This window comes from Rhizobium sp. 18065 (assembly GCF_902706095.1).
Lineage (GTDB): Bacteria > Pseudomonadota > Alphaproteobacteria > Rhizobiales > Rhizobiaceae > Allorhizobium.
The window spans coordinates 1,021,847-1,034,715 of record NZ_CACSJP010000001.1; the positions used below are offsets into that span (position 1 = coordinate 1,021,847).

Here is a 12,869-nt window from a genome sequence, read left to right on the forward strand (position 1 = left end):
CGCCGCTGGTATAGACCATCCGCAAGGGCGCTGAAAAGCCTCAAGTTCGACAGTTTTGCGGCTCTTTGAGCCGAGTATGCGGAAGGTAGAGTCTCGTGTCTGTATTGGTGTCGCGCGGTGTAGTGGCCGTTTCGCTTATGATGCTTCTTGCCGGGTGCAATTCCGGCAATCCAGGTGGCGATTTTGTCCTGGCGGGCAAGCCTGACCCTATGCAGGGCACCGGAGACCCGGCCACACGTTACACCAGGGTTCCTGTCGCAACGACAGCCGAAACCGGCGCCGTCGTCCAGGGTTTCTGCCCGGCCGTCGTCCTGCGTGACGGCACGGCCTATCATCGCAGCTACGCCGGCGGCAAGCAGGACGATCCCCAGCAGGTGGTCTATCAGGCCTCGCTGGCCGACAGCACGCGCGCCTGCGCCCGCACCGACACCACGCTGACCATCACCGCCGTGCTGCAGGGTCGCCTTGTTGCCGGGCCGCAGGGCAAGGCCGGCACATTCACCCTGCCGATCCGCGTCACCGTGCTCGATGGCGACAATGAAGTCAGCTCGCAAGTCGTGCAGTATCCGGTGACGATGGCCGACGTGAACCAGCCGACGCAGTTCGTCTTCAGCAACGAAGTCACCGTGCCGGGCGACGTCTCCGGCGCAACCCGCGTCTATGTCGGTTTCGAAGACAAGAAGAAAAAGTAACCCCTGCTGGCCTAAAGTCATTCACGCCAAGGAGAGCGTCTTCATCAGAAGGCGCCCCCGGCAATTGTCGAGCCGGTTTTTGCCGGCCTCGGCAAAGCACGGTGGGGCAGGGGATAAGGCCGCGTGAAAATCGCCATCATCAGAAATCCGGCTGCGGGCGGCGGGAAGAACGCCAGGTTCTGGAACCCGGCCCGCGATGCATTCGTCGGGCGTTTCCCGGATATCGACATCCGCGAGAGCCGGTTCCCCGGTGACGTCAACCGTCTGGCCGCCGAACTGGCCGATGCGGGTTATGATCTCATCATCGCGGCCGGCGGCGACGGCACGATCAACGAAGTGGTCGATGGCGTGTTGAAATCGACCCGACCACAGACGGCGATTTCGCTGATGCCGCTCGGCACCGGCTGTGATTTTGTCCGTAACTTCGTCCTGCCCAAGGATCCGGTCGCCCTTGCCGAGCGCATTGCCAATGCCTCCAGCCGTCGCATCGATGCTGGCCGCATTCTAAGCAGAGCCGCCAGTGGCGAGACCGTGTCGCGCTACTTTGCCAACATCACCAGCGTCGGCATTTCGGGCGAGATTGTCGAGGCGGTCAACGCGTCGGGCAAGCGCAAGGTTCTCGGCGGCCCGGCCCGTTTTCTTTATCATTCGATCCGCGCGATCCTGAATTTCCGTCCCTATATGTTTGCCGTCCGGATCGACGGGACGCTGATCTATGAAGGGCCGCTGGCCATTGCGGCGATCGCCAATGGCGGCTGGTTCGGCGGCGGCATGCATTGTGTGCCGCAGGCGGATCTCTCCGATGGCCTGTTTGATGTCGCCGTCATGCGCCAGGATTCAGTCCTGGGACTGCTCGACCTGCTCGGCAGGCTTTATTCGGCAAGTCATATCGGCCACCCGAAATTGAGCTTCCATCGCGGCCGCAAGGTCGAGATCCAGCCACTCGTGCCGAAGCGCTTTCCGGTGGAAGTCGATGGCGAAACCCTCGTCGAGGGCGGGTTCATTGCCGAAATACAGCCGAGCGCCCTGACCATACGAATTTGACGAGCCGGATCTGACCTTCGGATTTGACGAGCCCGTGAGTTGAACTGCTTTGCCGGAACGGTACGGCGCCTTAGATGGCGCCGACCCAGTTCTCCATTGCGGCAATCACCGCCGGCAGATCGACCATGCGCGCGATCACCGTTTCCGCCCCGGCATCCGTCAGACGGTCGGCATGCGACGGATAGGTATGCGAGGCGCCGGTAAAGCCGATCACCCGCATGCCGGCTGCGCGCGCTGCATGCACGCCATGCACCGAATCCTCGATCACCACGCAACGGCTGGATGCTACGCCGAACTGGGCGGCGCCATGCAGGAAGATATCCGGCTTCGGCTTGACCCGGTCGGCGCCGAGATCCTTGGCGGAATAGATATGCGGAGCGAAATGTTCCTTGAGGCCGACCTTGCTCAGCATCATGTCGAGCCGCGCCGAGGAGGAATTGGAGCAGATGCAGCGCGGGCCTTTCAGCCGTGCCAGCGCAAAGGCAACGCCTTCGATCGCCTTGACCTCGCGGGCAAGCCGCTGGTCAAGCAGCGCTTCAGACTTGTCGATCAGGCTGGCCGACAGCGGGATATCGATTTCCTTCTCGATCGACAGAAGGATGTTCTTCCAGGTCATGCCGGAAAAGCGTTCGCCCATCTCTTCGGTGGAGATCGGATAGCCTGCTTCGGTCAGAAGCTTCGATTCGACCTTGGCGGCGATGATTTCGGAATCGACCAGCACGCCGTCGCAGTCGAAGAGGATGAGGTCGAAACCGCTCATGTGGGGAAATCCGTTTGTCGTCAGGGAGGCGGCCTGACTACACGAATAAGATGGCAAGGACAATCCGCACCGCACGCATGGCTGCCAACCACCTGCGTCTATCACTCTGCGTCTGTCAGCCAGTCTTTGTCGAAACCGAAGCAATGGCCAGCAACTGCGCCTCCAGTTCCTGCGGATAGCGCTGCAGCCCGGCCTCTTTTTCCAGCATGTCGGCCAGCCAGACGCCATCGGCTGCAAGCCGTGCGATGGTAAGCGTCGGCATGGCGTCGGTGTCGTGGTGGCGTGCCAGCCGGGCGTCCAGCCATGCCGACCAGAGGGCGCGAAGCGCAGGCTCCGACAGCGTGGCGACCGAAAGCGCTGCCCAGAGATTTTGCCTGCCATGCGTACGGTCTGCGAAGCAGGCGCGAATATAGCCGCGGGTAAAGCTTCCCCGAGGCTCGGGATCAGCTTCGATCACTTGGTCGATCTGCCGGTCGAGCTGTTCCAGCAGGTCGGCAAACACCGCTTCGACCAGCGCCTGCTTGCTGTCGAAATGATGCAGGAGCCCGCCCTTCGTCACGCCGGCGCGCGCAGCGACAGCCTGAATGGTCAGGGCGCCAAGTCCTTGTTCGATGGCAATCTCCGCGACGCAGTCGAGCAGGGCGCGCCTGACTTGTTGCGGTTGTTTCTTGCGGTGATGGGCCTTTGCCATCTCAGTGCGAGACCGAGTTGGAGAACACGTTCATCACCACGACACCGGCGATGATCAGCCCTATTCCCGCCAAGGCCGGCATGTCCAGCGACTGCTTGAACACCAGCAGGCCGACGGCCGCCGTCAGCACGATGCCGAGCCCGCTCCACATGGCATAGGCGATGCCGAGCGGCAGTCCCTTCAAGGCCTGCGACAGGAGATAGAAGGACGCCACGTAGAACAGCACCATCGCCGCCGTCGGCACCAGTTTGCTGAACTGCTCCGACTTCTGCAGGAAGGTCGTGCCGATTACTTCCAGGACGATGGCGGCGGCAAGGGAACCATAGACGAGCAGGGAGGGGTTCATGGCGGATCTCTCGGGTAGTGGGTCTTTTAACCGTAAAGATACCGTCTGGACGGTTTCTTTACAAGAGCCATAAATTCCGATGTCTCCGCACTGGCCAGGTCGCCGCCGCACGATGCTGCAAGCCTCTTGTAGTGCTCCCTCGGAAAATGCGTTTTAGCCGACCGTCGGAAACATCTGCTGGAAACGCCGCTCGCCTTCCGGCGAAAATTGCACGATGCGGCTGCCCTCGATCCGCCGCGCATGGCCGCTGTCGGTGAAATGCGACAGCAGCGCCTTGCCGAGCGAGCCGGCCATATGGGCGCGCCGTTCGCTCCAGTCGAGGCAGGATCGGCAGAGCGGCCGGCGCAGTGCCCGCATTGGCGCAAGGGCAATGCCGTAGCGGTCGAACAGGTGTTCGCCGAAAGCCGTGACCCGCAGCGCATCATCCTCGGCTTCGATGGCGCCCTGGGCGATCAGGCTGTCGAGCATGCGCACGCCATAGTCGCCGGCCAGGTGGTCGTAGCAGATCCGCGCCTTGCGCAGCGCCGGCTCCTTCGGCCCGATCCGGTGGCGCAGATGTCCCCGGCTGGCGGCAAAACCCATCAGGGTCTCGATCATCGTGCCGACGGTGGCATCGGCCAGCGCGAAATACCGATGGCGCCCCTGCTTGCGCAAGGTCAGCAGGCCGCCCTCTTCGAGCTTCGAAAGATGCGAACTCGCGGTCTGCAGCGTCACGCCGGCAGCGCCCGCAAGTTCCGTTGCCGTCAGCGCCTTGCCGCCGAGCAGGGCGAGCAGCATGTTGGAACGCGCAGGATCCCCGATCAGCGATGCGATGCGGGCAATATCAGGGCCTTCTGCCATGGTCTTGGTCTCTGCTTCAGGGGCAATGTCGGGCGCCGTGCCAAGGACGTCCGCCATGATTTTCTAGCCCTCATATGTAGCAGATGCTTCGATCCGCGTCGAATTGTGGTCCCGGATAGCTCGGGCCCGACACTTCGATCCCGAACGAAGCAAGCAGCCAATGCGCCGTGTCACACCGGGCCTCCCGAAACTTGAGGACCACCCATGATCACCTGCATCATCCGCTACCAGATCGACCCCTTTGCCAAGGATGCCTTTACCGCCTACGCCCGCAACTGGGGTGAGGCGATCCCGCGTTGCGGCGCCGATCTTGTCGGCTATTACGGCCCGCACGAAGGTTCGGCCACCACCGCCTACGGCATCTACAATGTCCAGGATCTGGCGGCCTACGAGGCCTATCGCAAGAGGCTTGCCGCCGATCCGCTCGGCAAGGCCAATTATGATTTCGCCGCCAGGGAACGTTTCATCCTCAAGGAGGACCGACTCTTCCTGAAGAATGTCTCCGACCTGCCGTCCGATCTGGTGCAGCCATGATCGCGGTCATCTTCGAAGTGACGCCTTTTCTTGGCGAGCGCCACCGCTATCTCGATCTCGCCGGCGACCTGCGCTGCAAGCTGGAAAAAATCGACGGCTTCATTTCCGTCGAGCGTTTCGAGAGCCTCACCCTGCGCGGCAAGCTCCTCTCCCTGTCCTTCTGGCGCGATGAGGAATCGGTGCGCCGCTGGCGCGAGACGGACGCGCATCGCGCAGCGCAATCGGCAGGCCGGGGCGGCGTCTTTGCCGATTACCGCCTGCGCGTCGCCCATGTGCTGCGCGACTATGGTCTGGAGGCGCGTGACGAGGCACCGGCGGACAGCCGGGCGCGGCATGGCTGATCCTCGGCCTCTGCGCGGACTGATTGTCCCTGCGCGCCATGCTCGACAAGCGCCGGTTGGCTGACTATGCAAGGATCCATGGAAAAGGATCGGGACGATACCCTTGCAAGCCGCATCAGCCGCGCCCTGGCGGAACGCATCATCCATGGCGAATTGATCCCCGGGTCGCGTCTCGGCCAGGATCACATCGCCGAAGAATTCGGCGCAAGCCATGTGCCTGTGCGCGAGGCCTTTCGCCGGCTGGAGGCGCAGGGGCTGGTGGTCAGCATTCCACGCCGCGGCGTGCGGGTCGCCTCGTTCGACCTGAAGCAGGTGCGCGAAGTCGCCGAAATGCGCGCGGCGCTGGAGGTTCTGGCGCTCCGTCATGCGGCGCCCAACCTGACGGCGGACGTGCTGGATGCCGCCGAACAGGCAGCCAGTGACGCCGACAATGCCAAGGATGTACGCAGCTGGGAGGAGGCCAATCGCCGCTTCCACCGGCTGATCGTCTCGACCTGCGACATGCCGCGCCTGCTGACCGTGATCGACGACCTGCATGCCGTCAGCGCCCGCTTTCTGTTCATCGCCTGGCGCGCAGCCTGGGAGGCACGCACCGATCACGACCACCGCGCCATTCTCGGCGCCCTGCGTGGCGGTGATGCCAGTGAGGCATGCCGTATCCTGGAGCACCATGTGCAGTGGATCGGCCGCGCGCCGATGCCGTTGTCCGGTGTCCGCGACGATGAAGGCTTTGCCATCGTCGGCTGAGTTTCAAAATTATAGATAAAAATTCGGCCCCTGTGGATAGTGTTGCCGCAGCGGCTCGGTATGCGCTGATTTTGTTGGCAAATATTGCGCATGTGGGTCTTCCTGGCGGCGATTTTCATCGCGCTTCCATCGCCTGCAGGGCGGAGCCGCCACTCGGCTCGCTTGCTGAATCTGAAAATTATAGATAAAATATTCTTTGTCTGAAAAATTATCTATAAAATGGAGATATTTATGACCTACGTCACTTCAGCGCCTGCCCATCGCTTCGATCCGTTCGGTATCGGCCACCGCTCTCTCGCCGTCCAGGCCGTGCTTCTCGTGATCGGCACCGGCGTTCTGGCGCTCTCCTCGCAGATCAGCGTGCCCATGGTCCCGGTTCCGATCACCATGCAGACCTTCGCCATCACCATGATCGGCGTGCTGTACGGCTGGCGGCTTGGCGCCCTGACTGTGCTCGCCTGGCTGGGCGAAGCGATGATCGGCCTGCCGGTTCTAGCCAATGGCGGCGCGGGCCTCGCCCCGTTTGTCGGCCCGACAGCGGGTTATCTCGTGTCCTTCCCGCTGATCGCAGCCCTTGCCGGCTTTCTGGCGGAAAAAGGCTGGACCGGCGAGCGCTTGGTTCTGAGCTTTTCGGCCCATCTCATCGCCAACATCCTGTGCCTTGCCATCGGCGGCGCCTGGCTCTCCTGGCTGATCGGGCTGGAAAAGGGTCTGGCACTCGGTGTAACGCCCTTCATCCTCGGTGCGGTGTTGAAATCTGCGCTTGCCGCTGCCGTCCTGATGGCGCTCGGCCGCCGCGCGTCGCGCCGCATCGATATCTGAACCGGTCATGACGGTAAGGCTCCGCGCCCATCATCTGCTCTGCATGCTGACCTATGTCGGCAAGGGCTATTCGCCGGCCTTCGTCGACAATTACGAGGCGATTGCCGCCCGACTGTCGGCAGGCGAGGAGATTGAAATCGTCGATGGGCCTGACGACATCTGCGCGCCGCTGCTCAGCGGCGCGCAACCCCATTGCCTGGGCGACGGTGTGGCTGAGCGTGATCGGAAAGCGGCCGAGGCCGTGGCCGCATGTCTTGTCATGACGGTTGCAGCCGGTACCCGGGTCAAACCGAGCGGCTCGCTCCTTCTGCACCTGCGCCGGACGTTCGCCGAAGGCGATATCCGTACCGCCTGCTCGGGCTGCGAATGGTCCGGCCTGTGCGACGCGGTCGCCGCCGACGGCTATGCCAATGCCCGCATCGCGATGGCCGCAACCGACGAGGCCGGACACCGTCAGGGCCACCTGCAGTACCGCCTTTCGACTCGTTGCCAGACGTGACGAAGCTCTGTGTCTCTGGCAGACTGACGGCCGGAGGATTGCCCATGCTGACGATTGACGACCTGCGCACGATCATCCTGGCCTTTCCCGAAACCGAGGAGACCCGCTCCTGGGGCGCGGTCTCCTTCAAGGTCAACAACAAGGCGATCCTGTTCTGGAACCCGACCCATGATTGCCCGGTCTTCAAGGTCCCTTTCGAAGAACGCGATCACCTGATCGAGGTGGACCCCGACACCTTCTTCACCACCGAGCACCACCGCAATTCGCCGCTGGTGCTCGCCCGGCCAGACAGCGTCGATATCGAGTGGGTGAGGACCAACATCGCCCGCGTCTGGCGTGCCCAGGCGAAGAAGGCGGTGGTCAAGGCTTTTGATGCGGGGCGGAACTGATTGGCCTCAACCCGGCAGGTTCCTGCTGACATCCTGCCGCTGGTGCAGGATACGTATGATCTCGATCCGCTCTCGCTCGTCGCGAAAATAGATCATGTGCGATCCGACCGTCTGTTTCAGGTAGCCGGTGCGTATATCGACCGTCCGGCCACGGCTGACCCCAGAGGAAAGCCGCAGGCAGGCATCGCGGATATCGTCGGTGTAGCGGTCGGCCTGATCCGGTCCCCAAATGTCTGCGCTGTAGTCCCAGATCCGGTCGAGATCGGCCTCGGCCGCCGGTGAAAGCGCAAGTGTCTTCATCGGCCCTTTAACTCGGAGCGTTTTCGCGCCTTGAATGCCTCGAAGTCGAACGGGCGAGGCTCGCCGGACTGCTCACCTTCAATCAGTGCGTTCTGCAAGGCCTTGACCTTCGCTTCGTGCTCTTCCAGAAGCCGCAATCCCGCCCGCACGACTTCGCTTGTCGACTCATAGCGGCCTGTCTGGATCTGTTCGTCGACAAAGCCAGCAAAGTGGTCGCCGAGCGTGATCGATGTGTTGCGGCCCATGGATTTTCCTCCGTGCCTCGTCATGTACCAAAATGTATTACACGTAGACCCCAACAGCAAGGCGCGCTCATAGTATGTATGCGCTCGAGCTCGACGCGGCCTCGATGTAGTCGCAGGCAGGCAAGAAGCCTCGTCTGGGATGGTCGGAGACGCTGAGTTTGGATGCAAATCCATCACCTCGATTCACCATATCCACCACCACCCCGGCACGCTAACCCCTGACTCTGCACATTTTTTTCCGGTTCCATTCACTCTTCGGTAACCAAGATCAGTAACCATAGGCCTCTATTCCCGTGCTGCGTCAGCGTAAGAGTGAGTAACCGATGGCCTCTGTATTCCCGCTTGCCGAACTCCGCCGTTCTTCGGATCCGTTGTCCTGGATCGACAGCATCATCAAGGGCGATTGCGTTGCTGCCCTCGAGGCGCTTCCCGACAAATCCGTCGATGTGATCTTCGCCGACCCACCATACAACCTGCAGCTCGGAGGTGCGTTGCACCGCCCCGACCAGAGTGTCGTCGATGCCTGCGATGACGAATGGGACCAGTTCGCCTCCTTCGAGGCCTATGACGCCTTCACCCGTGCCTGGCTGCTTGCCTGCCGCCGCGTCTTGAAGCCGACCGGCACCCTTTGGGTGATCGGTTCCTACCACAACATTTTCCGCGTTGGCGCGACGCTGCAGGATCTGAATTTCTGGATCCTCAACGATATCGTTTGGCGCAAGACCAACCCGATGCCGAATTTCAAGGGCCGTCGTTTCCAGAACGCCCATGAGACGATGATCTGGGCTTCGCCCGATCCGAAGGCCAAGGGTTATACGTTCAACTACGATGCGCTGAAGGCATCGAACGACGACGTGCAGATGCGCTCCGACTGGCTGTTCCCGATCTGCTCGGGCGGCGAACGCCTGAAGGGCGACGACGGCAAGAAGGTGCATCCGACCCAGAAGCCGGAAGCGCTGCTCGCCCGCATCATCATGGCCTCGACCAAGCCCGGCGATATCGTGCTCGACCCGTTCTTCGGTTCCGGCACGACCGGTGCCGTCGCCAAGCGTCTCGGCCGTCATTTCGTCGGCATTGAACGCGAGCAGGATTATATCGATGCGGCTTCGGCCCGCATCGCCGCCGTCGAGCCGCTCGGCAAGACCGAACTGACGGTCCTGACCGGCAAGAAGGCGGAGCCCCGCGTTGCCTTCAACACGCTGGTCGAGAGCGGCCTGGTCAAGCCTGGTCAGGTTCTGTTCGACCTCAAGCGCCGGCATTCTGCCATCATTCGTGCCGATGGTACGCTGGTGTCAGGTGGTGAAGCCGGCTCCATCCATCGTCTCGGTGCCAAGGTTCAGAGCCTTGATGCCTGCAACGGCTGGACCTTCTGGCACTATGAGGACGGTACCAACCTGCGCCCGATCGACGACTTGCGCACGGTCGTCCGCAACGGAATGGCCAAGCTGGACTAACGATCCACCCAGCTTGGTTTATTGACGAACTTTCCCCGGCGGTTTTGTACCTCTAGTCCTGCCGGGGAAGGCCCGACGCCCGGTGTTCGCGCACCGGGCGTCTTTCATTTTGGCTGGCTCTGCCGAAGCGCGGTTGCTCAGACCTTGTAATCGGTGACATCCACCGAAACGATCTTGCCGTCTTCGTTGAAGGTGATCGTTTCCTCGCCGAAGCGCACCAGCGGTTCGCCGGTCTCGGCATGGGTTGCCTTCAGCCGCCAGACGGCGCGCGCGGCCATCGGCGACACCGCTTCCGTCAGCTCATCCACGGCGACCTGATCCGGATAGGTATCGAAATAGCGGCGAAACGCCGCCATGATCTCCATCTTGCCGCTCAGTTGCCCGACCTTGATCGAGCCATAGACGGCATCATCGGCGAAGAAATCGTCGATGACGGCAAAGTCGAGATCGTTGATGGCGTGATGAAAGCGCTGGGCGGCGGTCACGGGATCGAAGGTCATGCAGTCTCCGGAGTATGAACGGCAAGGCAAGGCATCGGAAGAAAACGTCAAATGTCTTCCTGTCCCATCTTTGCCCGCGCACCAGCCTCGGACAAGCCGATCCACATATCCAAGTGATCGAAACATGGGGATGATGGCAAGAATTGTCGCATCTTCAAGTGTTTGACCGCTTGCGGTCGAACTGGCGCGGGTCGGGGTCCGCCAACTCCACCCGCGCCAGCATCTCTACTTCTCAAGGCTCGCTCTGTGCGGCCGCTGGACAAAAGCTACGCGATGGTCACGTAGTCTCTGCTTTCCAAGCCTTTGTAGCTTTGCTCTCTTCGTGCTGGCAAGCTTGGCTAGATGATCATCGAGTTTCTTCATTCGAAGCTATTTCAAAGGTCAGTATGGGGGCGGGTGTGGGCGTCGATGCGTTCCATTAGTGCCTCTCTGAGGTGGTTCGCATACATGGCGCCAGCTCCAAAAACGACCCAGAGAGGAACGCCAATAGCGCCGCCCATTGCAGCGATGCCTGCGCTCTGGCCACCAAAGAACACGAGGCCTGCTATCGATCCAGTCAGGCCCAGACGTGTGTTCGTAGAGCGATTGTCCCAAAGACGGCGCCTACATTCTCGGAAGATCAATTTGAGTGTTGGCCAAATGACTTTGACATTCAATGTCTCTGCCATTGTAGCTTTCAGTTTCTGCAAGTTGCTTTGTTTACTGTCACGGACAATCAGAATCTTATCGATGAATGCAACGAGTTCCCGACATTCAATGTCGGGAACTTCCTTGGCAATAGCAATTGCAGCGATACGTTGCCGAGCGTCGGCGGGTATTGTTGTCAGACCTGTTTCCATGCCCCAACTGATAAGCAGTGAAAATGATTCATGCAATCTTTGGTTATATTTACCGTGCTACGCCGCAACGCCCAGCGCTGCCAGATCCGCCTTCAGCTTCTCGGCCCCGGTAAAGTGCACCGCCTGCCAGCCGGCAGCGCGCGCACCTTCGACATTGGCGTAGCTGTCGTCGATGAATACCGTTTGGGCCGGCTCGAGCCCGAAATCTCCTGCGTGCTTGTCATAGATCGCCACATCCGGCTTGATCAGGCCGATCTCGCCGGACACGGTGACGCCGCGCGGGATGTTGAGGAACGGATACATCTGGCGCGCCTCGCTGAACGTGTCGGCGGCAAAATTGGTCAGCATGGTGACGTCGCGGCCCGCATCGATCAGCCCGGTCATGATCGCGACGCTGTCGTCATAGGCATGCGGCACCATTTCTGCCCAGTGCTGCCGGAAAGCGCGGATCTGTGCTTCCCGCTCCGGATACTGCGCGATCAGCAGGGCTTCGGCCTCGTTCCAGTCGCGGCCGCGATCCTGTTCGAGATTCCAGTCATGGGTGCAGACATTGGCAAAGAACCACTGGCGCTCCTCGGCATCCGGGATGATCCGGGAATAGGGCAGGTTCGGATCGTAGTGGATCAGCACCTTGCCGATGTCGAAGACGATATGGCGAATTTCAGCGGGCATGTTTTATTCCTTGGTGTTGGCAAAGGCGGTCGGAATAGCGGCGGCAATTGCTTTTTTCATGACAGTTGGCAGCGCTTGCCCATCAAGTTCGGTGACGGGGACCCAGAAACCGTGATCGCCCGGTGGCACCTCGATCGGCCCGACCCGGAAGATCGAAAGCCTGAGCTCGAAATGGGTGAAGACATGGGCGATGCTGCCCGCCGCCTGCCAGTCGGCCGGGAAGGGGGCGGCGTCTGCTCCGGTCTCGCCGTCGATGCGCGACGTCCATGCGGTGGTAGGAACCTCGGTCATGCCGCCGAGCAGGCCGCTGTCGATCCGCTTGCGCAGCAGCAGCCGGCCATCGCGATCGACCGCGATGAACGCGGCACCCAGCCGCACCGGTTTTCCCTTCTTCGCCGCCTTGACAGGAAACCGTTCCGGCTCGTCGGTGGCGAGCGCCAGGCAGGCGTCGTTGAACGGACAGAGCGCACAGGCAGGCCGCTTCGGCGTACAGATCGTCGCGCCGAGATCCATCATCGCCTGGGCAAAATCGCCAGGCCGGTCGGCTGGCGTCATCTCGGCGACGCGCGCTTTCATCTGCGGCTTCGAGCCGGGCAGGGGCGCGTCGATGGCAAAAAGCCGCGAGATTACCCGCTCGACATTGCCATCCATCACCGCCGCCTGCCGGTTGAACGCGATCGCTGCAACGGCGGCTGATGTATAGTCGCCGATGCCGGGCAGGGCGCGCAGTCCTTCTTCGGTGTCGGGAAAGGTGCCGCCATGCTCGAAGGCGACCGCCTCGGCGCATTTCTTCAGGTTGCGCGCCCGGGCATAATAGCCAAGCCCCGCCCAGGCAGCCATCACGTCCTCCGTCGGCGCATGGGCAAGGTCCTCGACCGTGGGCCATTTTTCAACGAACTTGGCGAAATAGGCCTTCACCGCAGCAACCGTCGTCTGCTGCAGCATCACCTCCGACATCCAGATGTGATAGGGATTGGCGAGCACGCCGCGCCTGGCCATCGCTGGCGAAATGCGCCACGGCAATTCGCGGTGATGGCGGTCATACCAGCCGAGCAGGGTCTCGGCGGTCGCTTGTATTTTCGGAGATTTGGGCAGTGTCACGCGCTTCATTTGCCGGAGTGGGGGTGAGTGGCGTATATCTGTGCAAATCGCCC

19 protein-coding genes are annotated in these 12,869 nt (G+C 61.6%); 9 read left to right on the plus strand and 10 right to left on the minus strand.

Annotated features, from left to right (window positions below; translation table 11 throughout):
- The first annotated feature begins 95 nt into the window (after positions 1-95).
- Together GVK95_RS04895 and GVK95_RS04900 are read left to right on the plus strand one after the other, a co-directional pair.
- Positions 96-692, plus strand: a complete 597-nt coding sequence (locus GVK95_RS04895) for a hypothetical protein (RefSeq protein ID WP_159947080.1) — start codon at positions 96-98, stop codon at positions 690-692.
- A 123-nt stretch (positions 693-815) separates the two neighbouring features.
- Positions 816-1,736 (plus strand): diacylglycerol kinase family protein, encoded by a 921-nt coding sequence (locus tag GVK95_RS04900; RefSeq protein WP_159947082.1) that lies wholly within the window; start codon positions 816-818, stop codon positions 1,734-1,736.
- Between the two features lie 70 nt (positions 1,737-1,806).
- Here GVK95_RS04900 and GVK95_RS04905 read toward each other — a convergent pair whose 3' ends face one another.
- The 4 genes from GVK95_RS04905 to GVK95_RS04920 form a co-directional block, all read right to left on the minus strand.
- Positions 1,807-2,496, minus strand: a complete 690-nt coding sequence (locus GVK95_RS04905) for an HAD family hydrolase (protein ID WP_159947084.1) — start codon at positions 2,494-2,496, stop codon at positions 1,807-1,809.
- A gap of 115 nt (positions 2,497-2,611) precedes the next feature.
- On the minus strand, positions 2,612-3,187 hold the full coding sequence (locus GVK95_RS04910; RefSeq protein ID WP_159947086.1) for a TetR/AcrR family transcriptional regulator: 576 nt from the start codon (positions 3,185-3,187) through the stop codon (positions 2,612-2,614).
- 1 nt (position 3,188) lies between these two features.
- Positions 3,189-3,533: a multidrug efflux SMR transporter gene (locus GVK95_RS04915; protein WP_159947088.1), complete on the minus strand. Its 345-nt coding sequence runs from the start codon at positions 3,531-3,533 to the stop codon at positions 3,189-3,191.
- A 153-nt stretch (positions 3,534-3,686) separates the two neighbouring features.
- Entirely contained in the window at positions 3,687-4,373 is a 687-nt protein-coding gene (locus GVK95_RS04920; protein WP_159947482.1) for a helix-turn-helix domain-containing protein, read from the minus strand.
- Between the two features lie 204 nt (positions 4,374-4,577).
- On the opposite strand from GVK95_RS04920, the gene GVK95_RS04925 reads away from it, so the two are divergent.
- From GVK95_RS04925 to GVK95_RS04950, 6 genes are all read left to right on the plus strand, one after another.
- The gene (locus GVK95_RS04925; protein WP_159947090.1) at positions 4,578-4,907 is read left to right on the plus strand and encodes an NIPSNAP family protein; all 330 of its coding nucleotides are present in this window, start codon (positions 4,578-4,580) and stop codon (positions 4,905-4,907) included.
- The gene (locus GVK95_RS04930) at positions 4,904-5,248 is read left to right on the plus strand and encodes an antibiotic biosynthesis monooxygenase (protein ID WP_159947092.1); all 345 of its coding nucleotides are present in this window, start codon (positions 4,904-4,906) and stop codon (positions 5,246-5,248) included. The genes GVK95_RS04925 and GVK95_RS04930 overlap by 4 nt, the downstream gene beginning before the upstream one ends.
- A 78-nt stretch (positions 5,249-5,326) precedes the next feature.
- Positions 5,327-5,995 carry a GntR family transcriptional regulator gene (locus tag GVK95_RS04935; RefSeq protein WP_159947094.1) on the plus strand — a complete coding sequence of 223 codons (669 nt, stop codon included), beginning with the start codon at positions 5,327-5,329 and terminating at the stop codon, positions 5,993-5,995.
- A gap of 231 nt (positions 5,996-6,226) precedes the next feature.
- Entirely contained in the window at positions 6,227-6,817 is a 591-nt protein-coding gene (locus tag GVK95_RS04940; RefSeq protein ID WP_159947096.1) for a biotin transporter BioY, read from the plus strand.
- 7 nt (positions 6,818-6,824) lie between these two features.
- On the plus strand, positions 6,825-7,316 hold the full coding sequence (locus tag GVK95_RS04945) for a DUF1284 domain-containing protein (protein ID WP_159947098.1): 492 nt from the start codon (positions 6,825-6,827) through the stop codon (positions 7,314-7,316).
- A gap of 44 nt (positions 7,317-7,360) precedes the next feature.
- On the plus strand, positions 7,361-7,705 hold the full coding sequence (locus tag GVK95_RS04950) for an MmcQ/YjbR family DNA-binding protein (protein ID WP_159947100.1): 345 nt from the start codon (positions 7,361-7,363) through the stop codon (positions 7,703-7,705).
- Positions 7,706-7,711: 6 nt separating this feature from the next.
- Here the strand turns inward: GVK95_RS04950 and GVK95_RS04955 are convergent, their stop codons facing one another.
- Together GVK95_RS04955 and GVK95_RS04960 are read right to left on the minus strand one after the other, a co-directional pair.
- Positions 7,712-8,005 (minus strand): type II toxin-antitoxin system RelE/ParE family toxin, encoded by a 294-nt coding sequence (locus GVK95_RS04955; RefSeq protein ID WP_159947102.1) that lies wholly within the window; start codon positions 8,003-8,005, stop codon positions 7,712-7,714.
- Entirely contained in the window at positions 8,002-8,250 is a 249-nt protein-coding gene (locus GVK95_RS04960) for a type II toxin-antitoxin system ParD family antitoxin (protein ID WP_159947104.1), read from the minus strand. The genes GVK95_RS04955 and GVK95_RS04960 overlap by 4 nt, the downstream gene beginning before the upstream one ends.
- Before the next feature lie 323 nt (positions 8,251-8,573).
- Between GVK95_RS04960 and GVK95_RS04965 the strand changes: the two genes are divergently transcribed.
- Entirely contained in the window at positions 8,574-9,704 is a 1,131-nt protein-coding gene (locus GVK95_RS04965) for a site-specific DNA-methyltransferase (RefSeq protein WP_159947106.1), read from the plus strand.
- Between the two features lie 137 nt (positions 9,705-9,841).
- Here the strand turns inward: GVK95_RS04965 and GVK95_RS04970 are convergent, their stop codons facing one another.
- The 4 genes from GVK95_RS04970 to mutY all read right to left on the minus strand — a co-directional run bounded on the left by GVK95_RS04970 (position 9,842) and on the right by mutY (position 12,825).
- Positions 9,842-10,204, minus strand: coding sequence for a nuclear transport factor 2 family protein (locus tag GVK95_RS04970; protein ID WP_159947108.1), 363 nt, complete (start codon positions 10,202-10,204; stop codon positions 9,842-9,844).
- Between the two features lie 374 nt (positions 10,205-10,578).
- Positions 10,579-11,043: a hypothetical protein gene (locus GVK95_RS04975; protein WP_159947110.1), complete on the minus strand. Its 465-nt coding sequence runs from the start codon at positions 11,041-11,043 to the stop codon at positions 10,579-10,581.
- A 57-nt stretch (positions 11,044-11,100) separates the two neighbouring features.
- Positions 11,101-11,715, minus strand: coding sequence for an HAD family phosphatase (locus tag GVK95_RS04980; RefSeq protein WP_159947112.1), 615 nt, complete (start codon positions 11,713-11,715; stop codon positions 11,101-11,103).
- A 3-nt stretch (positions 11,716-11,718) separates the two neighbouring features.
- Positions 11,719-12,825, minus strand: coding sequence for an A/G-specific adenine glycosylase (mutY, locus tag GVK95_RS04985; RefSeq protein WP_159947113.1), 1,107 nt, complete (start codon positions 12,823-12,825; stop codon positions 11,719-11,721).
- Positions 12,826-12,869: the final 44 nt, after the last annotated feature.